The organism is Nocardia sp. NPDC052112, from assembly GCF_040680135.1.
GTDB lineage: Bacteria > Actinomycetota > Actinomycetes > Mycobacteriales > Mycobacteriaceae > Nocardia.
Window position 1 is genome coordinate 98,889 of record NZ_JBFAWD010000026.1, and the last position, 24,003, is coordinate 122,891.

The 24,003-nt window shown below is 66.6% G+C and carries 23 protein-coding genes; 12 read left to right on the plus strand and 11 right to left on the minus strand.

Annotated elements, in window-relative coordinates; translation table 11 throughout:
• Positions 1-2,575: DUF3027 domain-containing protein (locus AB0L58_RS35690; RefSeq protein ID WP_364394243.1), on the minus strand; the 2,575-nt coding region annotated here is incomplete at its 3' end.
• A 17-nt stretch (positions 2,576-2,592) separates the two neighbouring features.
• Here AB0L58_RS35690 and AB0L58_RS35695 point away from each other — a divergent pair.
• The 3 genes from AB0L58_RS35695 (at position 2,593) to AB0L58_RS35705 (ending at position 5,760) form a co-directional block, all read left to right on the plus strand.
• Positions 2,593-3,366: a glutaminyl-peptide cyclotransferase gene (locus AB0L58_RS35695; RefSeq protein WP_364394245.1), complete on the plus strand. Its 774-nt coding sequence runs from the start codon at positions 2,593-2,595 to the stop codon at positions 3,364-3,366.
• A gap of 157 nt (positions 3,367-3,523) precedes the next feature.
• Positions 3,524-5,257 (plus strand): MFS transporter, encoded by a 1,734-nt coding sequence (locus tag AB0L58_RS35700; RefSeq protein ID WP_364394247.1) that lies wholly within the window; start codon positions 3,524-3,526, stop codon positions 5,255-5,257.
• Positions 5,254-5,760, plus strand: coding sequence for a DUF2771 domain-containing protein (locus AB0L58_RS35705; RefSeq protein WP_364394249.1), 507 nt, complete (start codon positions 5,254-5,256; stop codon positions 5,758-5,760). Before AB0L58_RS35700 ends, AB0L58_RS35705 begins: the two co-directional genes overlap by 4 nt.
• 174 nt (positions 5,761-5,934) lie before the next feature.
• Here the strand turns inward: AB0L58_RS35705 and AB0L58_RS35710 are convergent, their stop codons facing one another.
• Positions 5,935-6,360, minus strand: coding sequence for a cold-shock protein (locus AB0L58_RS35710; protein WP_364394301.1), 426 nt, complete (start codon positions 6,358-6,360; stop codon positions 5,935-5,937).
• 201 nt (positions 6,361-6,561) lie between these two features.
• Here AB0L58_RS35710 and AB0L58_RS35715 point away from each other — a divergent pair, with 201 nt between their 5' ends.
• Both AB0L58_RS35715 and AB0L58_RS35720 read left to right on the plus strand, forming a co-directional pair.
• Entirely contained in the window at positions 6,562-6,804 is a 243-nt protein-coding gene (locus AB0L58_RS35715) for a hypothetical protein (RefSeq protein ID WP_364394251.1), read from the plus strand.
• 366 nt (positions 6,805-7,170) lie between these two features.
• Positions 7,171-7,794 carry a transglycosylase family protein gene (locus AB0L58_RS35720; protein ID WP_364394254.1) on the plus strand — a complete coding sequence of 208 codons (624 nt, stop codon included), beginning with the start codon at positions 7,171-7,173 and terminating at the stop codon, positions 7,792-7,794.
• Between the two features lie 105 nt (positions 7,795-7,899).
• On the opposite strand, the gene AB0L58_RS35725 is transcribed toward AB0L58_RS35720, so the two are convergent.
• Complete coding sequence (locus tag AB0L58_RS35725; protein WP_364394256.1) at positions 7,900-8,088, minus strand: hypothetical protein; 189 nt, start codon at positions 8,086-8,088, stop codon at positions 7,900-7,902.
• Between the two features lie 268 nt (positions 8,089-8,356).
• On the opposite strand from AB0L58_RS35725, the gene AB0L58_RS35730 reads away from it, so the two are divergent.
• A complete protein-coding gene (locus AB0L58_RS35730; RefSeq protein ID WP_364394258.1) occupies positions 8,357-10,630 on the plus strand; it encodes a helicase-associated domain-containing protein in 2,274 nt (757 codons plus the stop codon).
• Here the strand turns inward: AB0L58_RS35730 and AB0L58_RS35735 are convergent, their stop codons facing one another.
• Positions 10,631-11,143, minus strand: coding sequence for a hypothetical protein (locus AB0L58_RS35735; RefSeq protein ID WP_364394260.1), 513 nt, complete (start codon positions 11,141-11,143; stop codon positions 10,631-10,633).
• 319 nt (positions 11,144-11,462) lie between these two features.
• Between AB0L58_RS35735 and AB0L58_RS35740 the strand changes: the two genes are divergently transcribed.
• Positions 11,463-12,278 (plus strand): hypothetical protein, encoded by an 816-nt coding sequence (locus tag AB0L58_RS35740; RefSeq protein WP_364394263.1) that lies wholly within the window; start codon positions 11,463-11,465, stop codon positions 12,276-12,278.
• Positions 12,279-12,281: 3 nt separating this feature from the next.
• Here AB0L58_RS35740 and AB0L58_RS35745 read toward each other — a convergent pair whose 3' ends face one another.
• The 4 genes from AB0L58_RS35745 to AB0L58_RS35760 are packed head-to-tail and all read right to left on the minus strand — an operon-like array spanning position 12,282 to position 16,775.
• Positions 12,282-13,679, minus strand: a complete 1,398-nt coding sequence (locus AB0L58_RS35745; RefSeq protein ID WP_364394265.1) for a M1 family metallopeptidase — start codon at positions 13,677-13,679, stop codon at positions 12,282-12,284.
• A 53-nt stretch (positions 13,680-13,732) separates the two neighbouring features.
• Complete coding sequence (locus AB0L58_RS35750; RefSeq protein WP_364394267.1) at positions 13,733-14,368, minus strand: LysE family translocator; 636 nt, start codon at positions 14,366-14,368, stop codon at positions 13,733-13,735.
• A gap of 39 nt (positions 14,369-14,407) precedes the next feature.
• Positions 14,408-15,076, minus strand: coding sequence for a DUF3239 domain-containing protein (locus AB0L58_RS35755; RefSeq protein WP_364394269.1), 669 nt, complete (start codon positions 15,074-15,076; stop codon positions 14,408-14,410).
• Positions 15,077-15,116: 40 nt separating this feature from the next.
• Positions 15,117-16,775: a DNA repair helicase XPB gene (locus AB0L58_RS35760; protein ID WP_364394271.1), complete on the minus strand. Its 1,659-nt coding sequence runs from the start codon at positions 16,773-16,775 to the stop codon at positions 15,117-15,119.
• 370 nt (positions 16,776-17,145) lie between these two features.
• Between AB0L58_RS35760 and AB0L58_RS35765 the strand changes: the two genes are divergently transcribed.
• Positions 17,146-17,790: a LysE family translocator gene (locus AB0L58_RS35765; protein WP_364394273.1), complete on the plus strand. Its 645-nt coding sequence runs from the start codon at positions 17,146-17,148 to the stop codon at positions 17,788-17,790.
• A 34-nt stretch (positions 17,791-17,824) separates the two neighbouring features.
• The gene (locus tag AB0L58_RS35770) at positions 17,825-18,475 is read left to right on the plus strand and encodes a trimeric intracellular cation channel family protein (protein ID WP_364394276.1); all 651 of its coding nucleotides are present in this window, start codon (positions 17,825-17,827) and stop codon (positions 18,473-18,475) included.
• On the opposite strand, the gene AB0L58_RS35775 is transcribed toward AB0L58_RS35770, so the two are convergent.
• A complete protein-coding gene (locus tag AB0L58_RS35775) occupies positions 18,472-19,650 on the minus strand; it encodes a pyridoxal phosphate-dependent aminotransferase (protein ID WP_364394279.1) in 1,179 nt (392 codons plus the stop codon). The two genes, AB0L58_RS35770 and AB0L58_RS35775, sit on opposite strands and share 4 nt — an antisense overlap.
• 176 nt (positions 19,651-19,826) lie before the next feature.
• Here AB0L58_RS35775 and AB0L58_RS35780 point away from each other — a divergent pair, with 176 nt between their 5' ends.
• Positions 19,827-20,030 carry a hypothetical protein gene (locus AB0L58_RS35780; protein WP_364394281.1) on the plus strand — a complete coding sequence of 68 codons (204 nt, stop codon included), beginning with the start codon at positions 19,827-19,829 and terminating at the stop codon, positions 20,028-20,030.
• A 49-nt stretch (positions 20,031-20,079) separates the two neighbouring features.
• Here AB0L58_RS35780 and AB0L58_RS35785 read toward each other — a convergent pair whose 3' ends face one another.
• Positions 20,080-21,000 carry a sigma-70 family RNA polymerase sigma factor gene (locus AB0L58_RS35785; protein ID WP_364394283.1) on the minus strand — a complete coding sequence of 307 codons (921 nt, stop codon included), beginning with the start codon at positions 20,998-21,000 and terminating at the stop codon, positions 20,080-20,082.
• A gap of 64 nt (positions 21,001-21,064) precedes the next feature.
• Between AB0L58_RS35785 and AB0L58_RS35790 the strand changes: the two genes are divergently transcribed.
• Entirely contained in the window at positions 21,065-21,646 is a 582-nt protein-coding gene (locus AB0L58_RS35790; RefSeq protein ID WP_364394285.1) for a GNAT family N-acetyltransferase, read from the plus strand.
• An 82-nt stretch (positions 21,647-21,728) separates the two neighbouring features.
• Positions 21,729-22,277, plus strand: a complete 549-nt coding sequence (locus AB0L58_RS35795) for a class I SAM-dependent methyltransferase (RefSeq protein ID WP_364394288.1) — start codon at positions 21,729-21,731, stop codon at positions 22,275-22,277.
• 38 nt (positions 22,278-22,315) lie between these two features.
• Here AB0L58_RS35795 and AB0L58_RS35800 read toward each other — a convergent pair whose 3' ends face one another.
• A complete protein-coding gene (locus tag AB0L58_RS35800) occupies positions 22,316-23,458 on the minus strand; it encodes a 3-deoxy-7-phosphoheptulonate synthase (RefSeq protein ID WP_364394291.1) in 1,143 nt (380 codons plus the stop codon).
• Positions 23,459-24,003 lie beyond the last annotated feature (545 nt).

Genomic DNA, 24,003 nt, shown 5'->3' on the forward strand with positions numbered 1-24,003 from the left:
TCAAGGTCACTTCGGCACTCGACTCGACAATGGCGTTGGCACCTTCCACGCGACCCACCACAGCCTCTGCACCCGGCTCGCCGCTCCCGGCCGACACACCAGAAGCCACGTCAGCACCCGGCTCGACCACGACGGCTCCGACCGCCGCGTCGCCGCTCGACTCCGGCCGAGTCAAGGTCACTTCGGCACTCGACTCGACAATGGCGTTGGCACCTTCCACGCGACCCACCACAGCCTCTGCACCCGGCTCGCCGCTCCCGGCCGACGCACCAGAAGCCACGTCAGCACCCGGCTCGACCACGACGGCTCCGACACCTGATTCCGGCTGGGACGCGGCAACTCGGGCGCTCGACTCGACGGCAACTTTGTCGCCTTCCAGCACAGTCTCGGGAACTACCTGGTCACTCCCGGCTGATACACCGGACGCGATTTCAGCACCCGACTCCGGCTGCGACGCAGCGACTTCAGCGCTCGGCTCGGTCGCAGTGGGGACGCTTGAACTCGCGGTCACCGTGGACTCAGGTCCCGGTACGCCAGCCGAATTCTCGGCGGCTGCACCGTTCGACTCGGCCTCGCCACCGGCCGACGCATCCGTGGTCGAATCAGCCAGGCTCTCGGCCACATCCGCGCCGGGGATGACGCCGCCGATCGACTTGTCGTCCGCTTCAGAAGCGGGCTCGACCACCACACTCGGCTCGGCCACCACGTCGGCAGCCGGCGCGAAGGTTGCCGCGGCGCTGGACAGATCAGCCACACCGTGGGCCTTGACATCGGGCGCGCCCGAAGCGCTCGCCTCTGCCGCAACAGCGCCCGGCAGATGAGCAACGTCCGACTCGACGGGGTCGATACCCGACGCAGCAGCGCCCTGTTCCGGGACGGTCGGCTCAGCGATCGCAGCAGTAGCCTCGGCAGTCGCATCACCGGACTCGCTGTCCTTGCCCGAAGCGGTGGCGTCCCGGGCAGCCGTCGTATTCGGCTCAGCCACAGCACCTTCCGACACAGCGGCAACAGTCGATTCGGCGGCGCTGTGCGCCCCAGCCGCAACCTGACCCGATGCCGCAACGTCCGGCTCAGCCACCGAAGCAGTGCGGCCTGCGTCAACCCAAGCAGTGGGCTCGCTGCCTGCGCCTACCTCAGCGGAAGCACTCGACTCCACCGCGCTGATCGACTCGGTCACAACGTCGCCCGATGGGCCAACGCCCGACTCAACCACCGAAGCGGTCGAATCTGCGCCAACGCCAGCAGCGGGCTCACTGTCCGCACCTGATACGGAAGCATCATCCGAGATCGCCGTATTCGACTCAGCCGCAACATCAACCGATGCCGCAGAAGCGCTGGGCTCGACGGCGCTGGGCTCGACGGCGCTGGGCTCGACGGCGCTGGGCGACTCGGCAGCGATAGCGGTCGACGCAGCGACACCCGGCCCGACCGAGCTCGACTCGGCGACATCACCCGTCAGACCACTGGCAGCCTCCGCAGTGGGCTCGCCCACCACCCCAGGCACGGAGACACCGTGTGCAACCGCCGCATTCGACTCAGCCGCGACATCAACCGATGGGATGGCAGCCGACTCCACCGGACTGGTCCACTCAGCGACATCAACCGACTCCACCGAGCCGTGTGACTCGACCGCAGCACCGCTCGACGCACCAACTCCCGACTCGCTCGAGCTCGACTCGGCGACATCACCCCTCAGACCACTGGCAGCCTCCGCAGCCACTGCACCGGATTCGGCACGATCATCCGGCTCGGCTGCGGTCACGGCCTTGCTGGTGGCGGTCGCCTCGTCCTCGGTGGCCGCATCCGGTGTGGGTTCGGGCTTGCGCAGCGCCGCTACCGGGATCACATCGAAGGCGGCGTCGTCGTAGGCCTCGTACAGCGGCGATCCTCCGCCGGTCGGGACTTCTACATCGGAGTGGGCGCCGCAGCCGTATTCGGCGTGGACTACGCGGCCGTCGGCGCCCATGGCGTTTCCGCAGACGCCGAAGGCGGACCGGAGGGCTCCGGCCAGCGGAAGGTAGAAGCCGCAGCGGCCGCAGGTGGAGGGGGCGGCCTTGGCCATCTCGGTTTCGGGCCCGAATTCGGAGTACCAGCGTTCGGCGGCCTCTTCACGGCCCTCGCGGCTGAGCACCTTGGTGCGGCCGAGGCCGATTTCCAGGGCGACGTCGTCGACGGCCGGATCACCGCTCGCGACATAGCCGGGTACCAGGCGCGGATCGTTCGCGGGCGGGGCGAGCAGGTCGCCGGGCGCCAGATCACCCGGACGGATGCGCTGCTCCCACGGGACGAAATCGGGCGCGACCAGCGCGTCCGGCCCCGGCAGCAGGGCCGATTCGCTGACCGTCGCGTACTGCGCGCCAGGCGGGGCCGCCACCACGACCGCCCACTGCCAGCCGCGGTAACCGGGCAGGCTGGCCTCGAATCGGTGGGTCGCGGCGGCCTCGTCCTCCGCGGTGACACCGAGGTGCGCGCCGACGCCGGTCGGCTCCAGCTCCAGGAGCGCACGGCGGGCCACGTCGACGGCATCGGCAAGGATCGGCCGCACGCCGGACTGCGAAACAGATACTGCGCTCACGGCCTACATTTTGCCGTATGAACCGCAATCGGCGTTCGTTGGCCGTCGTTGTCCTGGTCAGCCTGCTCGGAATCACCGGGTGCGGCGCCTCCGCCGACGATCTGCCGCGACTGCATATCGAGGTGGTCGGCACCCGTCCGCACGATCCGCGGGCATTTACCGAGGGTCTGGAGGTCGACGGCACCGTGCTCTACGAAGGCACCGGCATGCCGGGCGCGTCGAGCGTGCGGGCCACCGATCTCACTACCGGCAACGAGTTGACCCGAACCGAACTGCCCGCGCCCTACTTCGGCGAGGGCATCACCAAGGCCGGTGCCACCCTCTGGCAGCTCACCTGGCGCGACCAGGTGGCGATCGCCCGCGATCCCGCGACACTGGCCGAACGCACCAGGGTGTCCTACGACGGCGAGGGCTGGGGTCTGTGCACCCGCGCGGACAGATTGGTGATGAGCAACGGCACCGACACCCTCACCTTCCGCGATCCGGTCACCTTCGCCCCGACGGGAACCGTCACCCTTAAGAGCCGAAACCGCGCCGAACTCAACGAACTCGATTGCGCCGCGGACGGTTCCGTCTACGCCAATGTCTATCCCACCGACGAGATACTGCAGATCGATCCCGAATCCGGCCGCGTCCTCGCGGTCATCGACGCGCGCGGACTGCTGCCCGCGACCGTGCGCGCGGGCACCGATGTGCTCAACGGCATCGCCCAGCTGCCCGGCACGGACCACTTCCTGATCACCGGCAAATACTGGCCGACCATCTTCGAGGTCCGATTCGTACCGGAGTGAGCGAGCGCAGCGAGCGAACCATCGACACAGTCGAGTGCTCGCTCGTGCCGGAACCGAGCGCCAGCGAGGTGGAGGCATGAGCGAGCCTGGTCACCTTTCCGGACGGGTTGGAGCGGCAATTGAACCCAAGCCGCCGATGTACGACAGAATTAACGTTGTGACTACTCCCCGCGATCCCTCCGGTTCCGACCGTGGTCCGTGGGATGGCGAGGAGTCCCCACCGATTCAGCGTCACCCCGGTTACGACCACTACCCGCCACCCCACACTCCACCGCGTCGGTCCGCGCTACCGCCTCTGCCACCCGAACAACCGCAACGCCGCGAACCACCGCCGACCAGGCCGCTGCCCGGCGGCTCCGCGCAATCGGCAGATCCGCCCGAGCCCGAATCGCCGGCCGAGCCCCAGCGCGTCCCCCGCAAGCTGACGGTCACCCGGGTCGCCGCCATGCGCGGCCGTGAACTCACTTCCCGCGGCGTCGCCACCTTCCAGCGCGCCGCCAAGGCCGACGGCGCCGACAAATCCGGCCTCACCGCACTGACCTACGCCACCATGGCGAATTTCGCCCTGGACGCCGCGATCGCGGTGGCCCTGGCCAACACCCTCTTCTTCGCGAGCGCGACCGCGGAGAGCAAAACCAAAGTCGCGCTGTACCTTTTGATCACCATCGCCCCGTTCGCGGTGATCGCCCCGCTCATCGGACCGATGCTGGATCGCCTGCAGCGCGGCCGCCGCCTCGCCCTGGCCACCTCGTTCGGCCTGCGCGCGGTGGTCACGGTGGTGCTCATCTTCGCCTTCGACAGCTGGGCGCTGTATCCGCTCGCGCTGTGCATGATGATCGGCAGTAAATCGTTCTCGGTGCTCAAGAGCGCGGTGACGCCGCGCGTGCTGCCACCCGAAATCGATTTGGTGCGCACCAATTCTCGGCTCACCGTCTTCGGTCTGGTCGGCGGCACCATCGGCGCGGGCGCGCTCGCCGCGCTCGCCGCCGCGATCGCGGGCTCCAATGGCGCGCTGGTGCTGGCCACCGCGATCGCGATCGCGGGCACCTACCTGAGCCTGCGCATACCGCGCTGGGTCGAGGTGACCGAGGGCGAGGTCCCGGCGACCCTCAGTTATCACGCGAATACCGAAGTGCTCAGTCCGGCAACCGAAGCCACGGTGCCACCGCGCAAGCGCAGGCAGCCGCTCGGCCGCGCGGTCGTGACCGGACTGTGGGGCAATAGCGCCATTCGCGTCTTGACCGGCTTCCTGACGTTCTATGTGGCCTTCGTCGCCAAGGCGACCGAACACGGCGGCTGGCAGCAGGCCGCCATGCTCGGCGTGGTCGGTGTCGCCGCGGCGGTCGGCAATTTCGCCGGCAATGCGACCGGTGCCCGCATCAAACTCGGCAAGCCGTCACTGATTGTGCTGGGCTGCACCGCCGCCTGCTGTGCGGTCGCCCTGCTCGCGGTCTTCCTCAACAACCTGCTCGGCGCCGCGTTGGCGACTCTGGTCGCGGCGGGCGCGAGCGCGCTGGCGAAGGTCTCGCTGGATGCCTCCATACAGGACGATCTGCCGCCGGAATCGATCGCGTCCGGCTTCGGCCGGTCCGAAACCGTCTTGCAGCTCAGCTGGGTCGTCGGCGGCGCGGCGGGCGTGCTGATGCCGACCACCTACTGGCAGGGTTTCGCGTTCATCTCCGCGATCCTGCTGTTCGGGCTGCTGCAGACCTTCATAAGCGACCGCGGCCACTCGCTGCTGCCCGGTCTGGGTGGCCATCGCCCGGAACATGCGGAGCAGGAAGTCGCGACAACCCGACACGCCGACGCCGACCGAGCCGCGCAACGCGGCAGGGAACGCGGTAGCGACACTAAGCACATGCAACGAGGCACAGGAGACCCGATCTGGTGAACAAGCCAAGTACCCGCACCGTCGTCGCGCTATGCGCGGCGGCCCTACTGGTGTTCACCGTCGCCTTCGTCGGCGTGTTGACGGTGCTCGTCCGCAACGCAGACCACCCCGACCCGACCGTCACCGCGTACGCCCACGGCAAGACCGTCACGGTATCCCCGTTCCTGTACTGCACAGTGAAGATGGAGGACTGCAAGTACGGCGAGACCGTCACCCTCGACGTCCCCGCCGGATATCCGCTGCAGCTGTCCCTGCCGAAGCGGATCGCCGACGCCCCCTGGCTGGCGCAGCTGGTCTACGCGACGCCTACCGGTGAGAAGGTGGACCGAGTGGTGAGTCGCAACGACTTCCCCGAGGGCGCTCTCGCCGTCACCATCGATTCGAAGCCGGAGCCCGAGTTGCGGCTCGTCGGTATCGAATTGCAGCTGCCGATCCTCGCGCGCGACGAGACCGGCCGCGAGTTCTACGTTCCGCACGCGGCCTGGTCGATCAGTACTGTGTGAAATTTGCAGCGCCTGCGGCGCTGCGTGTTCGCGGCTCCCTGGTGGCTTGCGGCCGAGCGGTCGAGACTCGCGACTACGTCGCATGCGCTTCGACCACTCGGCCGCAAGCCGGGCCGCGAACGTCGCCCGTAAGACTCGCTCCGTCGGGGTCAGGAAGTACGTAACAGCTGAACGTCAGTGATCGAGTTCGCGCGCGACCGCCCGCACCACTTCCGAAATGCGCTGCGCGGTCTTGCGATCCGGGTACTTCCCCTTGCGCAGATCCGGCTGCACCTTGGCCTCCAGCAGGGTGATCATGTCCTCGACCATCCCGTGCAGTTCGTCCGGTGTGTGCTTGCGCGCAGCCGGCTCCTTGTGCGCATTGCGATCACGGTCCTGGCCCTGACGGACCGAGGGCGGCGATTCGAGCACCTTCAGACTCAGCGCCTGCGGCCCACGACGACCGGCGGCCATGCCGAATTCGACGCGCTGACCGGGCTTGAGCCCATCGACGCCAGCAGGCAGCGCGGACGAACGGACATAGACATCCTCACCCTCGTCCTGGGAAAGGAAGCCGAAGCCCTTTTCGACGTCGTACCACTTCACCCTGCCGGTCGGCACTGCACTCACCCGTTCATCATCGAAACTCGGGCCCCAGCGGCCCGAGCACATCCGTCTGCGCAGGTACTCGTCCGGCATACCGCCTCGGACAGCTCCTGTCAGTTTGCGAAAAGAACGCGCCCCACAGCTGTGCAGGACGCGATTGACACAGAGTCTACCCCGGTGCGAATAACGCAAGCACATCAGTTTTACGGTCGAGCAGTGACGAACCCATCCACGCCACCGCCCCCGAGCCGCTCACCACGCCGCGCGGGCGACCGGTTGCTGTATGTGGCACTCGGCCTGTTCGCGATCGGCTTGCTCGCGATCGTCGCCATATTTCTGACGCCGATCCTCAGCGATTCCGACCCGGGCCTGTGGCTGTATCTACTGGCGATGTTGGCGCCGCTCGGTTTCCTCTGCGCGGTCGTCTTCGCACTGTGGTCCGGCCGACGATCGCGGTAAACCGTTTACCCCTGCTAATCGTTACCGAACCGCAGATGTGATCCTCGTCACATTACGGCGCGATAACGAAGCGGCTGCCGCGCGTGACCGGCCCGTCCGCACCTGGTCTCAACTGCGCGGAAGCGTCTCGGCCACAACCGATACCGGTCCGAGACCCAGGCAGACCCGCCGGTTACCAAATAGTGATTTTTCGCCGCGATCGTCGTACGGTCTTACCCAGCCGGGACAACCGGCAACCACCGGCCCGCCGCATCCAACCTCGCCCCGCGGGTACCGGACCCCAACGGAAGCAGGGGTGAGGGCGGGACGGACGACCTCTCAGTCCGGACCACTTGCAGATGCGTACGAGAGGCAGAAGAACCCGATATGAGTGGACGCCATCGCAAGCCAACCTCCACCGGGCGCACCGTAGCCAAGGTCGCCGTCACCGGAGCGATCATCGGCACCGCTGGTGTAGCTCTCGCTGGAAACGCCAGCGCGGCACCCGATCAGGACTGGGATCGCCTCGCGCAGTGCGAGGCCGGCGGCAACTGGGGCATCAACACCGGCAACGGTTTCCAGGGTGGACTGCAGTTCTCCCCGAGCACCTGGAATGCCCACGGCGGCGGCGAATACGCCGCGACGGCCAATCAGGCCACCCGCGAACAGCAGATCGCGGTCGCCGAGAAGGTGCTCGCCAGCCAGGGCTGGGGCGCCTGGCCCTCCTGCTCGTCCTCCCTCGGCCTCAGCAGCGGATCCACCCCGCGCACCGCCCCCTCCTCCACCGAGACCCCGCGCTGGAACCCGGCCCCGGCCGCTCCGGAGCAGGCCGCCGCCGACCCCAGCCAGCAGGTCTTCGACGCGATCGACCGCGCCGTTGCCGTCGTGCAGGGCCAGGGCGTGCAGATCCCGCAGGAAGCCCTCGATTTCTTCAACGCCGCCAAGGGCACTCAGCTCGACCCCCAGGTCGTGAGCTTCTACGAGGCGAACAAGGGCCTGCTGCCCTCCTGAGTCGTCACGAAGCAGACATACGAAGAAGGTCCCCGCATCATCTCGGATGCGGGGACCTTCTTCGTATCGGCGGATCTTCCGTCCGGGTGCCGAGCGGTATGCCGCTCAGCGGTTGATCACCGTATTCGGGTGCATGTACGGCAGCTGATCGGCCGGAACCGGAAACTCGGTGTCCTCACCGAACGGCGAGAGCCCACCGGAACGGGTCGACGACAGTTCGGTGACCGCATGGCCACCGTCGTCCACCGAGGGCCAGCCATTGTCGACATAGGGTTTCTTAGATTTGTTCACCACGACCACATTGTGGCATGCGAGCGACCCGCCAGCACTCTGCCCTCCGCTGCTGCCCGCGCCCGGCGACGGATAGACGACATCAACTAGGCTGACAAAATCGACCATATTCGGACCGCGACGCAACGACTGATCTCGAGAGCACATGGGTAACTCGTCGGGGACGCCCAAAGCCGGACCGGGCACACGACCGCCAGCCCGCGACGGCAGTCACGCAGCACCCACGACCGGCAAAAGGTCCACGGAGGCGGGGAAGCCTGCGACCGAATCCTTGGCCGGGTGGCTCGCGGCCCGCAGCGATGCACAGCTGGTGGCGCTGCTCGAACTCCGGCCCGATCTGGCCGTGCCACTGCCCTCCTCCATGGCGGTGCTCGCGGCCCGCGCCGAGCAGCGCGCGTCGGTCCTGCGTGCCACCGATGACCTGGACACACTCGAGTTCGCGATCGTGGAAACCCTTGCGGTGCATCGGGCGACGGGCTCCGGCGGTATGCCGATGAGCCGCAAGGCATTGCGCTTGCAGTTGAAAGATCGAGTGAAGGTCGCGGCGATCGATGCCGCGCTGGCCCACCTATCCGATCGTGCGCTGGTCTGGAACGACGGTGAGGACCTACATCTGATCCCGGCCACCGCCGAGGCACTGCCGTGGCCGATCGGCAGCGCCACCGAAATTCCGGACGCGCTGACCGAGCCCGAGGTGCTCGCGGCCCTCGCGGCCGTCTCCCCCGCCGAACGCGCGCTGCTCGACAAGCTGGCCACCACGGGCCCGCGCGGGCGCACCAGAGACGCCGCACCGGGCACACCGGCCGACCGCCCGATCCAGCAACTGCTCGGCCGCCGATTACTGCACTGGATCGACGAGGAGACGGTGGAACTCCCGGTCACCGTCGGCCAAGTGTTGCGCCGGGAGCCGGTTACCCATCCGCACGCGCTGAAACCGCCGGATCCGGCACCGACGAAGCACAGCCCCACCGAAGTGAATGCGGTTGCGGCGGGCGAGGTCGGCGAGTTGCTGCGGCACTGTGCGGACATTCTGGAGGCGCTCGGCCAGGCGCCCGCGCCCGCATTGCGCGCGGGCGGGCTCGGGGTGCGGGAGTTGCGCCGCATCGCCAAGCAGACCGGTATCGACGAACCGCGCGCCGGACTGCTCGTCGAACTACTGGCCGCGGCCAAACTCGTCGAGAAGGGCATGCCGGACCCACCACCGGAATTCGACTCCACCGACGACTTCTGGGCGCCCACACCGGCCGCCGACGGCTGGCGTGACGCACCGCCCGCGCGCCGCTGGGTGGCGCTGGCACAGGCCTGGCTGGACCTGGACCGCATGCCGTGGATGATCGGTATGCGCGACGCCAATGACAAGCCGCTGGCGGCGCTGGCGATCGAACTGCGCACACCGCACGCACCACGCGACCGACGCACCATGCTGAATCTGCTCGGCGGATATCCGACCGGCACCGCCCTGGACCCGGCCGATATCGGCCGCCTGCTGGCCTGGCGGCAACCGCGATGGCGCAGGCACTTTCGTGCCGAGGCGGTCGAGCACACGCTGAACGAGGCCGCGACGCTCGGTTTCATCGGACGCGGTGCGCTCGGCTCACCGGCGCGGGCACTACTACACGGTTCCCCGACCAGTGCGTCCGATGCCGAGACCGAGATGGAATCGGCGCTGCCGGAGCCGATCGATCATGTGCTGGTCCAGGCGGATCTGACGGTTATCGCGCCCGGTCCGCTGACACCGGAGCTACAGGGCCGGGTGGCACTCGTGGCCGATATCGAATCCGCCGGTGCGGCAACGGTCTACCGGATCAGCGATACGTCGGTGCGGCGCGCGCTGGATGCCGGGATGACCGCGGCCGAACTGCATACGCTGTTCACCACCCACTCGCGCACCCCGATCCCGCAGTCATTGACCTATCTGATCGATGATGTCGCACGCAGACACGGCCAGCTACGTGCCGGTATGGCGCAATCGTTCGTCCGCAGTGACGATCCGGCACTGCTCGCTCAGGTGCTGAGCTCGCCGGTGGCCAGCGAACTCGCGCTGCGAGCCATCGCACCCACCGTCGCCATTGCCCAGGCGCCACTGGGCGAATTGCTCGAGCAGTTGCGCGCGGCCGGATTCGCTCCGGCCGGTGAGGATTCCGCGGGCACCATTGTCGATCTCCGCCCGCGCGGCGCCCGGATCGCGGTGCGTCCGCATGCCAGGCAGCCGTATCGTCCGACGCCACCGAGTACCGAACAGCTGACCCTGCTCGTCGCGGAGCTGCGCGCGGGTGATCGGGCCGCCAGCGCGCGCAACGGCCAGTCGGTGCGCCCCGACGGCACCAGAACCAGTACCGCCGCAACCCTGGCGCTGCTGCAATTGGCGGCGCGGGTGCGGCGGTCGGTCAATATCGGCTATGTCGACGCCCAAGGCGTCGCGTCGCAGCGCGTGGTCGAACCGTTGAAGGTCGGCAACGGCCAGCTCGACGCACTGGACCCGGTGACCGGCGCGATCCGGCATTTCACCTTGCACCGGATCGCGTCGGTCGCCCTACTCGAGTAATCAGCCCTTCGCGGCGCCGAGGCAGAAGGTGACCTTCGGGTCCGGGACGGTCACGAAGCTGGTCGCATCCGCGCCGCACTGCAATTCGTCGGCCTGACCGTCGATGCGCTGGACCACCTTGAAGGTGGCTTCGGAGGAGGAGCAGTCCACGTACTTGTACGGGTTGGTGCCGACATCGGCGTAGCAGCTGCCCTGCTTGAAGTTCGGTGCGAGGCACATGTAGGCCTGGCCGCCACTGACCAGGTCCTCGGTGTAGGTGGTGTATTCGGCCGCGCATTCGAGCTTCTGGTCCGCGGTCTTGAATACCTTGTAAACCGCCTTCGGCGACGAGCAGTCCTCCGGCTCGGACTTGGTGGCCGATGACGAACTGTCTGTGACATTGATGCAGTCACCGACCTTCGCCTTGGCGGTGTCGGACTTGCTTGCATTGTCGAGCGCCGAACAACCGGTCACCACGGCCACCAATGCGCCCACCGCCAGGAGGGCGAGCACAATGCGTGCCAGCAGCCTCATTCCTGGGAACTTCAACGTGAAACCCTCTCTCACCGAACATGTTCACGGCAATCGTGAACGCGGTGAGGATACCGTCACGGTCGCCCGAACCGCATCAGCGGTTCGGACGACCGACCAATCCGAGGCGCGGCTCAGTACTGCCCGTACAGTCCGGTCAGCCCCTGCAGCGCGAGGCCGACGAATTTCGGGATCAGGTTGACCAGGACCATGATTCCTAAACTGTTCACTATCAATGCCTTTCGCATTACGAACACATGGACGTTTGTCCAGTATGTGCACTCTGTCGCTTCCGGAGACCCGGTCGTTACGCTTGGCAAGTATGAGGCTCGAAGAGGTCGCCGTCGACTTGTACGGACTCGACCCCGGTGAGTTCATCGCCGCCCGTGCAGCACGCGTCGCCGCGGCCAAGGATGCGGGCGATAAGGAACTCGCGGCCGCTGTCGGCAAACTGCGCAAGCCGACGGTGGTCGCGTGGACGGTGAATCTATTGGCCCGCGCGGCGCCCGAAGATGTCGATGCGCTGCTACAACTCGGTGGGGCACTGCGTGCGGCGCAACGGGAATTGTCCGGCGATCAGTTGCGCGCACTGACCACGCAGCGGCAGCAGGTGGTCCATGCCCTCGCAAAGCGGGCGGGCGCATTGGCCGCCGATCGCGGGCATCCGGTCAACGAGGGGGTGCTGCGCGAGATCGGACAGACGCTGACGGCGGCGCTGGCCGATGCCGAAGTAGCCGAGCAGGTGCGCAGCGGGACCTTGGTGACATCGGCGAGTTACGAGGGTTTCGGCCCGGGTGGTGTCACACTCACCTCGATAAGTGGAACGGGCACAAAGAAATCCGCGGAGCCCGTCGCCGAGGAGAATGCGCGCCGGGAACTCGATGACGCGCTCGAGGCCCTCGAATCCGCCCATGCGGTATGGGATTCGGCGCGGCACGAAACCGAAGCGACGGCAAACCGGTTGGCCGAATGTGAATCCCGCATCGAGGCCTTGCGCGAAGAGCTGGCACACGCCGAACAGCAGAAGCAGTTCGTCCGCACCGTCGATCGCGGCGCGAAGGAGCAATTACGCGCGGCCCAGAAACAACTCGATCGGGCCGAGCGCCGGGTGGAACAGGCCCGCGAGCGCGTCGACTGAACCTCAGCCGCGCAGTGCGCCCGGAAAGAGGTACTCGTCCGGGGGCAGTGTGGTGCGGTTCAACCAGGCGTCGAAGAAACCGCTCAGATCGGCCGGGGATTTCGACTGCATGAAGGTGCGGAATTCCGCCATCGAGGCATTGCCGTAGGCGTGCGCGGCATTGAATTCACGGACAGCGGCGAAGAATACGTCGTCGCCCAGTTGTTTACGCAAGGCGTGCAGGAACAGCGGGCCGCGATAGTAGACGGCGGTGAATTCGTTTCCGACGCCCGGATTTTCCAGCGGTATATCCCAGAATTTCTGGTCGGCACGATATTTTTGAATGGTCTCACGGTAGTCCGCGTCGACATCCTTGCCGTCCATCCGCTCCGGCCACAGATAGTCGGCGGTATAGCTGGCAAAGCATTCGTTGAGGCAGATATCGGACCATTGCCGCACCGATACCGAATCGCCCCACCATTGGTGCGCGATTTCGTGCACCACGGTCTGCAGATCGGTCCACGGTGCGTAGATCGGGCGGGTCTGGGTCTCCAACGAGAACTCCAGATCCGCGTCGACGTAGATGCCACCCGCGGTATCGAATGGATAGGGGCCGTACAGCGCCTCTTCGAAGTCGAGGATTTCGGGCAGGCGCTGCTCGGTGTCCCTATTGCGCTCCGCATTCGGAGCGAAGGCGCTGATCAGCGGGGTGCCGTTGGCACGGCGCTGCTCGAGGTAGCTGTAGTGATCTATTGCGACGGTGGTCAGATAACCGAGCATCGGCTGGTGCGATTCCCAAGTGACATTGCGCTTGGCACCGGTGACCGCGTTCTCGGTGCGCACACCATTGGAAACCACCTCCCATTCCGCAGGAACCGACGCGTGCAGGGTGAAGGTGGCCTTATCCAGCGTGGTGTCGTTGAGCGGGTACCAGGTAGTTGCCGAATGCGGCTCGCCCGCGACGAAAGCGCCGCCGCTGGGTGCAAAGGTCCAGCCCGCGCCCTCGGCGTTCCTGGCCTGACCGGCATAGTCGATGGTCACGGTGAAGGGCAGACCGGGCAGCAGCGGCAGCAGCGGGGTCACGGTCAGTTCGTGCTCACCATTGCGGTCGAAGGCGGCGGGCAGGTTGTTCACCGAGACCATGCGTACCTCGGGACCGTCGAAGTCCAGGTTGAACATCAGCAGCGGCTGGGTGGCGACGGCGTCGACCCTGGTCGCACCGGTGAGCTGATGGCTCGGCGGATCGTAGTCGATGGTGACCTCATAGTGGCCGACGTCGTAGCCGCCATTGCCGTCCAGCGGGTAGTACGGATCGCCGAGACCCGGGGCGCCGACGAGCGGATCGGCGTGCGCGGGAGCCGAAATCGGGGCGGCGACCGATGCGCCCATCATGGCCACACATAACCAGCCGGACCACCTCATATGACCACCACCCCTTTCGCAGCCCCACCCGACCTCGGTGGATGGTAGTCGCTTCAGTCGGCGCTACCGCTGAGCGCCACCGACGCGCCGAGGCCGAAAATCATCGCACCGCCGGCACCACCGACCGCCTCCAGACGTTGCGGCGACCGCGCGAACCAGGCGCGGGCCGAGGCGGCGAGCAGACCCCATGCGCTATCGGAGATCAATGCGATCGCCAGGAAGATGGTGCCGAGGACGAGGAATTGCAGCGGCAGGGAACCGGCCGACGGTTCGGCGAAATGCGGCAGTACCGCCGAGAAGAAGACGATCGCCTTGGGATTGGTCAGCCCGACGAAGACGCTCTGCCGGAACACCTTGGCATCGGCGGGGTCGATCTCGGCGTTCAGTGCCGCCCGCAATGCCTTGCGCTCGCGAATCGCCTGGATCCCGAGGTACATCAGATAGAGCGCACCGGCGAACTTGACCGCGGTGAGCGCGAGCGCCGAGGCCGCGAGCAGGGTGCCGAGACCCACCGAAACCAGAAGTAGCGCGATGAACACGCCCGCGGAGTGGCCGAATACCGAGACCAGGGCGGCGCGGCGGCCGAGCGCGAGGGCCCGGCCGATGGTGAAGAGCACACCGGGTCCAGGGATGACGATGATGACAATCGATGCGGCGATGAAAGCCAGCAAATTGGACGCCGGAACCATTTACCGAGTCTATTCGGCGGCGCAAGGGAATTCGGCTGATCAGGAACCCAGGTCACCGGGGAGCTGATGCGGGTCGAGCAGCAACCGCTTGGCTGAGGTGCGGCGCACCTTGTCGGCGAGTTCCAGATTGTCGGTGAGCAACCGCCATTCGACCTCGCTGATCGCCGCGCGCGCTCGATCGATGACCGTGCCGTCGCGCGTGCCCCAGGCGATCGGCATGGCACTGACCGACTGCCAGCGCTCACCGACCTGACGCGGCGCCCGATCCGTGCGCACCGCGACCGACGGCACCCGTTCACCCGCGCGCTTCTCGTGTCCGGGCAGATCCCGGACCTTCCTGATCACCAGCGCGTAGCGCGGATCGTGGGTCTCCGGTTTCGAGACATCGACCAGTGCGAGCAGCACCACCCCGCTCGGATGCGTTTCGGAGACGACCGCGGGCACCAGCTCACCGTCGGCATAGAGCTTGTCGATGCTGGAGCGGTGCGGCGTCCAGAACGCCACCCACAGCGCGACCACCGCACCGAGTGCGAACGCGACAGCCAATAGATAGGCCCACGGATGATTCAGCCAGATCAGGAAAGCGGTGCCGGTCGCGGCGATGACGGCGGCCGCGATCGCCATGACGCGCAGTCGACGCAAGTCGGCGAAGACTTCGTTGACCGCATGGGCGTGCTGCCGGTCCACCGCGAATTCGAAGCGTCGCACGTACCCTTCCTAGCACACGTATCGGAGCTAATTCCTCCGCTTATCCGATGGCCGGTCCCAGCAAGTCATCGGCATCCGTAATGCGATAGGCGTACCCCTGTTCGGCCAGGAAACGCTGCCGGTGCGCGGCATATTCGGCGTCCAGAGTGTCACGCGCGACGACAGAATAGAAGTGGGCTTGGCCACCATCGTGTTTCGGCCGCAACAGCCGACCCAGCCGTTGTGCTTCTTCTTGGCGCGAACCGAATGTTCCCGAAACCTGTACCGCGACAGAGGCTTCGGGCAAATCGATGGAGAAGTTCGCGACCTTGCTCACCACCAGCACCGGAATCTCACCGCGCCGGAAGGCATCGAAAAGTTCCTCGCGCTCTTTGGTTTTCGTCGAACCTTGAATGACCGGCGCATCGAGATCCGCGCCGAGTTCATCGAGTTGATCCAGATACGCGCCGATCACCAAGGTCTGCGCATCCTTGTGCTGGGCCAGAATCGATTCCACGACCGGAATTTTCGTGCGCGCGGTCGAGCAGAGCTTGTAGCGCTCCTCGGGCTCGGCGGTGGCGTAGGCCATCCGCTCGGCATCGGTGAGGGTCACCCGCACCTCGATGCAGTCGGCGGGTGCGATCCAGCCCTGTGCCTCGATGTCCTTCCACGGCGCGTCGTAGCGCTTGGGTCCGATCAGCGAGAACACATCGCCCTCGCGGCCGTCCTCGCGCACCAGGGTCGCGGTGAGACCGAGCCGGCGCCGCGATTGCAGATCGGCGGTCATCCGGAAGACCGGTGCGGGCAGCAGATGCACCTCGTCATAGATGACCAGGCCCCAATCGCGGCTGTCGAAGAGTTCGAGGTGCTTGTACTCGCCCTTCGTGCGGCGGGTGATGACCTGATAGGTGGCGATGGTGACCGGTCGGATCTCCTTGCGCTCACCGGAGTATTCGCCGATTTCGTCCTCGGTCAACGAGGTTCGCGCGAGCAGCTCACGCCGCCACTGTCGTCCGGCGACGGTATTGGTGACCAGGATCAACGTCGTGGCCTGCGCCATGGCCATCGCCGCCGCGCCGACCATCGTCTTGCCCGCGCCACACGGCAGCACCACCACACCCGAACCACCGGCCCAGAACGACTCGGCCGCCATCTCCTGGTAATCGCGCAGATGCCACTGGCCGCCGGTGTAATCCAGCTCGATCGGATGCGCCTCGCCGTCGACGTAGCCCGCCAGATCCTCGGCCGGCCAGCCGATCTTCAGCAGCATCTGCTTGATCCGGCCGCGCTCGGACGGATGCACGACGACGGTGTCCTCATCCACCCGCGCGCCGAGCATCGGGGCGATCTTCTTGTGCCGCAGCACCTCCTCGAGCACCGCACGATCCAGACTGACCAGCGTCAGCCCGTGCGCCGGATTCTTCACCAGCTGCAATCGGCCGTACCTGGCCATGGTGTCCACGATGTCGACCAGCAGTGGTTGTGGCACCGCATACCGCGAGTAGCTGACCAGGGCATCCACCACCTGCTCGGCATCATGCCCCGCGGCCCGCGCATTCCACAGCGCCAATGGCGTCACCCGATAGGTGTGCACATGCTCCGGCGCCCGCTCCAATTCCGCGAATGGCGCGATGGCCTGCCGCGCCACCCCGGCCAACTCGTGGTCGACCTCGAGCAGCAGCGTCTTGTCACTCTGAACGATCAGCGGACCGTCGGTCACAGCTCCGCCTCGCTGACGCTCGGCTCCGCTGCGACCAGAGGTGCTGTGTCCATGGTTCCCTCGCTACGCTCGGTCACGTCTCTCCTCGTATACGGCTTCCGATCCGATCGCTCGTGCGACTCCGGCCCATTCTTCCCGACACCACCGACAACCAATCGGATACGGCATCGATCCAGCCCCCGCCGACGGGCGTGGCTCGCATCGGCTTCGCACATACAGCGTCCGAGCCGCGTGTTTTGTTCCGGGGCGAACGTGCTGATCGCCCATTATCGTCCGGATCCGCTGGATGCGACCCCGCCGGACCAGGTCGGTCCACCGCCGCCCAACTGGACCGAGACGGGTCGGGGGGGTGTGCGTGAGGATCGGGAGCATGATCGAGACTGCGGCGATGCTGGGAGTAGCGGCGGCAGCGTTGGGCATGGTGCTCACGCCGGGACCGAACATGATGTATCTGGTTTCGCGCAGTGTTTCACAGGGACGCCGGGCCGGACTGGTGTCGCTCGGCGGTGTCGCGGTGGGGTTCGGGGTCTATCTGGCAGCGGCCACGGCAGGGATCACCGCGGTATTCGCTGTTGTGCCCGGCCTGTACCTGGCGGTGAAGTTGGTGGGCGCCGGATACCTGTTGTGGCTGGCCTGGCAGGCGGTGCGGCCCGGCGGGACCTCGGTGTTCGCACCCGCCGCGTTGCCGGCTGATCCGACGCGACGATTGTTCACCATGGGGTTGGTCACCAATCTGCTGAATCCGAAGATCGCGATCATGTACATGGCGTTGATTCCGCAGTTCGTGGCGCCAGAGCACGGCCGGATCTGGTTGCAGAGCCTGTGCCTCGGGATGGTGCAGATCGCGGTGGCATTGACGGTGAACGGACTGATCGTGCTCGGAGCGGGCGGGATCGCCGCCTTCCTCACCGGTCGGCCGCTGTGGCTGCGGATCCAGCGCTACGTCATGGGCACGATGCTCGGCGGGATCGCGGTGCTGCTCGCGACCGACCGTGCACGGCCGATGCCTGCCTGACCGCAGGGACGGCGGGGTATGTGATCGTGTGCGCATGGCACATTTCGATTCCGCGGTGAATACCGCACAGCACGTCGGGGAGTTGTTGGGCGTCGTTGCCTTCGCGACCTCGGGGGCACTGCTGGCCGTACGGCGCGGATTCGACGTATTCGGGATCGTGGTGCTGGCCTGCAGTACGGCGCTCGGTGGCGGTGTCATTCGGGATCTGGTGATCGGCCGGACGCCGCCCGCGTCATTCGTCGATCTCAGTTATCTGTGGACCGCGCTGCTGGCGGCCGCGGTCATCTTCTTCTGGCATCCGTCGCCGCGCGTGACCGGCGCTCCGCTGGAAGTGGCCGATGCGTTCGGGCTCGGGTTGTTCTGCGTGACCGGCACGGTGATCGCCTACAGCCACGGTCTCGGCGCACCCTCGGCCACCCTGCTCGGATTGGTGACCGCGATCGGCGGTGGAGTGATCCGCGATCTGCTCGGCGGACAGACGCCGAGTGTGCTGGTGCCCGAGCAGATCTATGCGGTACCAGCACTTTTCGGTGCCGCTGTGACCGCGACACTACTGCATTTCAATGCCTACAACCCGATCACCGGCGCCTGCGCCGCACTCGGTGCCATCACATTCCGACTGCTCGCACTGCGCTACGACTGGCACGCACCGCAGGCGCGGCGACGCCCGCAGGACCGGGCCTAGCTCACTCGAACACCTGCGCGCAGGCGCCGCACGCCCTCGTCGAGGGTTTCGTCTCGCTTGCAGAATGTGAAGCGCACCAGGTGATTCCACGCCTCGGCATGATCGGCGAAGACGCTGATCGGCACGGCCGCGACACCGAGGCGAGCCGGGAGTTCCCGGCAGAAGGCCAGGCCGTCGGTTGCGCCCATCGGCGTGATATCCGCGCAGATGAAATAGCCACCCGCGCTCTCCTTCACCCCGAATCCGGTGTCCTTCAGCGCGGCGGCGAGCCGCAGCCGCTTGTCCGACAGCGCGTCCCGCAGTCCGGCGACCCAGCCGAGTTCATTTTTCAGCGCGTACGCGACGGCGGGTTGGAACGGCCCACCGGCCACGAAGGTCAGGAACTGTTTGGCCGCGAGCACACCATCGATGAGTTCGGTCGGACCGAGAGCCCAGCCGGTCTTCCAACCGGTGACGCTGAAAGTCTTTGCCGCACTCGACACCACGACGGTGCGCTCGGCCATCCCGGGCAGGGTGGCGAGGCTGATGTGCTCGTTGCCGTCGTAGACGAGGTGTTCGTATACCTCGTCGGTGAGCACCAACAGATCATGCTCACAGGCGATTTCGGCGATCGCGGTCAGATCGGCGCGGTCGAGTACGGTGCCGGTCGGGTTGTGCGGTGAATTGACGATCAGCATCCTGGTCGCGGGCGTGATGGCGGCGCGCAGGCTGTCCAGATCGAGTACGAAGCGGTCACCGTCTGCGACGAGATGGGCCGTGCGCCGCCGCGCTCCGGCCAGGGCGACCGCGGCTGCATAGGAGTCGTAGTAGGGCTCGATCAGCACGACCTCTTGGCCGGGCTCCACCAGACCGAGCACGGCGGCACTGATCGCCTCCGTCGCACCAACGGTGACCAGGACCTGCGTATCCGGGTCGTAGTCGGTGCCGTAGCGGCGGGCCCGGTCGGCGACGACGGCGCGTCGCAGGACCGGCATGCCGCGGCCGGGTGGGTACTGGTTGAGTCCGTCGGCAATGGCCTGGCGCGCGACCTCGAGCATGCCGGCCGGGCCGTCGGTATCCGGAAAGCCCTGGCCCAAGTTGATCGCCTCGTGCCGGACGGCCAATTCGGTCATCTCGGCGAAGATCGTGGAGGCAAAGGGGCGCAGGCGGGCGACGGTCGCGGGTTGCGAGGGCATATCCGGAGAGTAGCCCAGCAATCGCCATTGTTGCCAAAAGATAGCGAAAGGCTATGTTTCACTTTTGATTTGCGCCGTCTACCTGCATGGTTGTGCGTTTTCCCAAGGGCGGCTATCTTCGCCGTGTTCTACCTCACAAACCGCCGACCTGCGGCGGTATCTCGAAAGGGGCACTTATGGCCTCGTATCTGGACCTGGTATTGCAGCCGGCCGCGTCGGAGGTCGCCGGAACGGTACTGGGTTTCCTGCGAAATGTCGCACACGACCTCATCGTCGGCTTCGGCTCCGCCACCGGCGATTGGTTCAACGGCTCGTCGACCGGCAATAGCGGCACCGGATCGTCGACCGGGGACTGGTTCCTGGGCTCGTCCACGCCGTAACCCGTGGGCGGTGTCAGGCCCGGCGATGAGGGCCCGACCCGACACCGCCTCACCCCAGGTGGATGTGGGACAGTTTGTCGGGATTCGCGAGATCGTAGGTACCCCAGACCAATCCGTCGCGAACCGCGAATCCGACCACGCGGGGCGGACCCTCCAGCCGCCCGTACCCCGGGCCGACCCGGTACACCACCAATCCCAATTGCCCATTGACCGTGGCGAATTCGAATTCCAGTGTCGGCTCCGCGGAGCCGTCCAAACCGTACTTGCGGATCAGCCCGACGAGGAAACGGGTAACCTTGTCCGCGCCGGCGATGACATTGATCGCGGTGGACGTGGTGCCGTTCGCATCACCGATCATTGTCGAATCCGGATGCAGCGCAGCGGTCATCGCCGCGATATCGCCGGCGGACAGCGCGGCGATGAACTTGCGCACCGCGGCCGCGTGCTCGACATCCGGAACGGGCGGCGGTGCCTGCGCGACCGACTTCCTGGCCCGCACCGCCAGTTGGCGCGCCGCCTCCACCGAAATGTCAAGGATTTCCGCGATCTCGTCGAACGGCACCGAAAGCCCGTCGTGCAGTACGAATGCCACCCGCTGCGGCGGCGTCAGGCTCTCGAGTACCACCATGGCGGCGAGGCTGCATTCCTGTTTGCGGACCACCGCCTCCAGCGGATCCAGCATGGTCGATGGCGTGATACCGGTGACGATCGGCTCCGGAAGCCACTGCCCGACATAGGTTTCCCTGCGCACCGCCGCACTGCGCAAACGGTCCAGGCAGATTCGGCTGACCACGGTGGTCAGCCAGCCCCGCAGATCCTCGATCTCGGATTGATGGGCACCGGCCAGCCGTAGCCAACTCTCCTGCACCGCGTCCTCGGCGTCGCCCGCACTGCCCGTCAGCCGGTATGCGACCGAGAGCAGATGCGCCCGATGCGATTCGAACAAGTCGGCGAGAAGAGCTGCAACCATCGGGTGCGATTGTACGTTCCGCACCGAGGACCGCGACGAGCCGGTCACATGACACCATGCTCACATGGAGGATCATCCGCTATCCGACACAACCATCTGGTTGACGCGGCCGACCGAGGCCGATATCGACGATATCGTCGCGTGCTGCCAAGAGCCCAGCATTGCCGAGTGGGTGACGATTCCGGTGCCGTATCACCGGAAGAACGCCGAATCCTTCCTCGACGATATGGTCGCGCCGGGCTGGGCCACCCGCAGCCCGATCTGGGCGCTGCGCACACGCGCCGACGGTCCGGTGGTCGGCATGATCGATCTCAACGCGCGCGACGAATCGGCGGCGGAGATCGGTTTCTGGTTGATCCCTTCGGCACGCGGACGCGGGCTGATGTCGCGTGCGGTCGCCATGGTGTGCGAATTCGGCTTCCAGCCAGCAGGTTTAGGACTGAGCAGGATCAGCTGGCGCGCCTTCGTCGGCAATCACGCCTCGGCCGCGGTGGTCCGCCGCAACGGATTTCGCTACGAGGGCATGGCGCGACTCGGCTTCACGCAACGCGGCATCCGCCGCGACACCTGGTTGGCCGGACGGCTGGCGACGGATCCGCCCGGTCCGGCGCCGGATTGGCCGCCCGATGTATTCGGCATCGCGTAGCGATTCGATGAGGGGTGGCGGTCGGGCGACGGGTGTGCCCGAACCGCCGACCGACGCGGCGCAACAGTCGTAGATTGCGAATATGGCGGCCGATACCCGATTCGAGTGGATCGCCGAAACCATGCACCTGCGGCCCGACGACCGGATCCTCGAAATCGGTCCCGGCTCCAGCGACTCGATCGCATACCTGGCCGCACGGCTGGACGGCGGTCGGATCGTCGGTGTGGACCGTTCCCCCACGGCAATCGCCCGTGCCAGGAAACGCCATGCCGCACTGATCAAATGTGGCAAGGTCCACCTGTTGCAAGCCGGGCTGGAACAGCTCGACCGTGCCAGGGTGCTCGCCGAAATCGGACCGGGTGGCTTCGACAAGGTCGTCGCCGTCAACGTGAATCTGTTCTGGACCAGACGGCCGACCGCCGAACTGGCCTTGATCCGGCAGGTGCTCACACCGAACGGCACGCTGTATTTGTTCTACGGATACGGACAACCGGACGGCCCCTCCAGCGCCGGTCCGAAGCCCGCACCCGGACATCTCATCGATTATCTGGCCACCGCGGGCTTCGACGGTGCCACCGTCTGCTCCGGCGATATCCTCTGCGTCGTCGCGCGACCGCGTCGAAATCCATAGCCGCGCCCCGGCTTTCACCGGGGCGACAGGCATGGGTTTCAGCGCACGCGGCGCTGCCGCACCGCATCGGCGAGGCGGTCGAGCTGGGCGGCCGTGGTCTCCCAATCGATGCAGGCATCGGTAATGGACTGGCCGTAGGTCAACGCTTCGGCGTGCCCGAGGGTCAGATCCTGGCGGCCCGCGACGAGGAAGCTCTCCAGCATCACACCGACCACGCCCGGCTCACCGGCAGCCAACCGGCCCGCGATATCGGTGACCACATCGACCTGCTTGTTGTGATCCTTGTTGCTGTTGCCGTGGCTGGCGTCCACCACGATCCGCTGCGGCAGCGATGCCTTGTCCAACCGGATGCAGGCCTCGCGGACCGAGGCGACATCGTAGTTCGGGCCGGTGCTGCCACCGCGCAGGATCACATGGCAGTCCGGATTTCCGGTGGTGCGGATCAGCGCCGAGCGACCGTCCAGGTCGGTGCCCGGGAATACGTGACTGGCCGCGGCGGCCCGCACACCGTCGACGGCCACCTGCACATCGCCGTCGGTGCCGTTCTTGATGCCGACCGGCATGGATAGCGCGCTGCTGAGCTGGCGATGCACCTGGCTGGCCGCGGTGCGCGCGCCGATGGCACCGTAGGAGACCAGGTCCGCGATGTACTGCGGGGTGATCGGGTCGAGGAATTCACAGGCCACCGGCAGACCGAGCGCGGTGATATCGACCAGCAGCTTACGGCCGATGCCAAGGCCGGTATTGACGTCGAAGGAGCCGTCCAGGTGCGGATCGTTGATCAGCCCCTTCCAACCCAGCGTGGTGCGCGGCTTCTCGAAGTACACCCGCATCACGACGTGCAGCCGATCGTCGAGTTCGGCGGCCTTGGCGGCGAGGCGACGGGCGTAATCCAGCGCGGCCGCCGGATCGTGGACCGAACACGGTCCGACTATCACCATCAGGCGATCGTCGGCACCGTCGAGCACATCGACAGTGGCTTTGCGACCGGCTCGGACCACGTCGGCGAGCGGGTCGGTGATCCGGTGTACCTGGCGCACCTCGGCCGGTGAACGCAATGGGCTCACACTCAGGGTGCGTTGGTCGTCCAGACCGAACAGCATCGCGGAGCGATTCGATGCGGGGTGGTGGTCGGGCGACGGGTGGGCATGCCGCGCGTCGACGTCGGCTGCGGTAATCATCGTTTGTCGGTTCCTTTACTCCAAGGCCGACCCACGGACGTGAAACCCGTCGAGCCGGTCCATCATCCGGCTCGGGGTGGTGAGGTCAGCGCATGTGGTTGCCGCAGACCGACCCACCCAGGGCCGGCTTGCTAAACCAGAAATAGACGCGCTGCACGACGCCGACTGTACCAGGGGCTGTGTCTAATTTGCAGCGCCTGCGGCGCTGCGGGTTCGCGGCCCCCTTCAGTCTCGCGTCCGAGCCGTCGAGACTCGCGCCTGCGGCGCATGCGCTTCGACGACTCGGACGCGAGACGGGCCACGAACGGTCGCTCGTAAGACTCGCTCCGTGCTGGTCACTGATAGCGGAGTGTCCGGCACCCGACGTATACGCACCAGACGGGTAAGTCCCGCACCTGCATCGCATACGCTTCGACAACTCGCAGAGACAGGCCACGAACGGTCGCTCGTAAGACTCGCTCCGCGGTGGTCACTGATAGCGGAGTGCTCCGCACCCGACGTATACACACCAGACGGGTAAGTCCCGCACCTACGGCGCATACGCT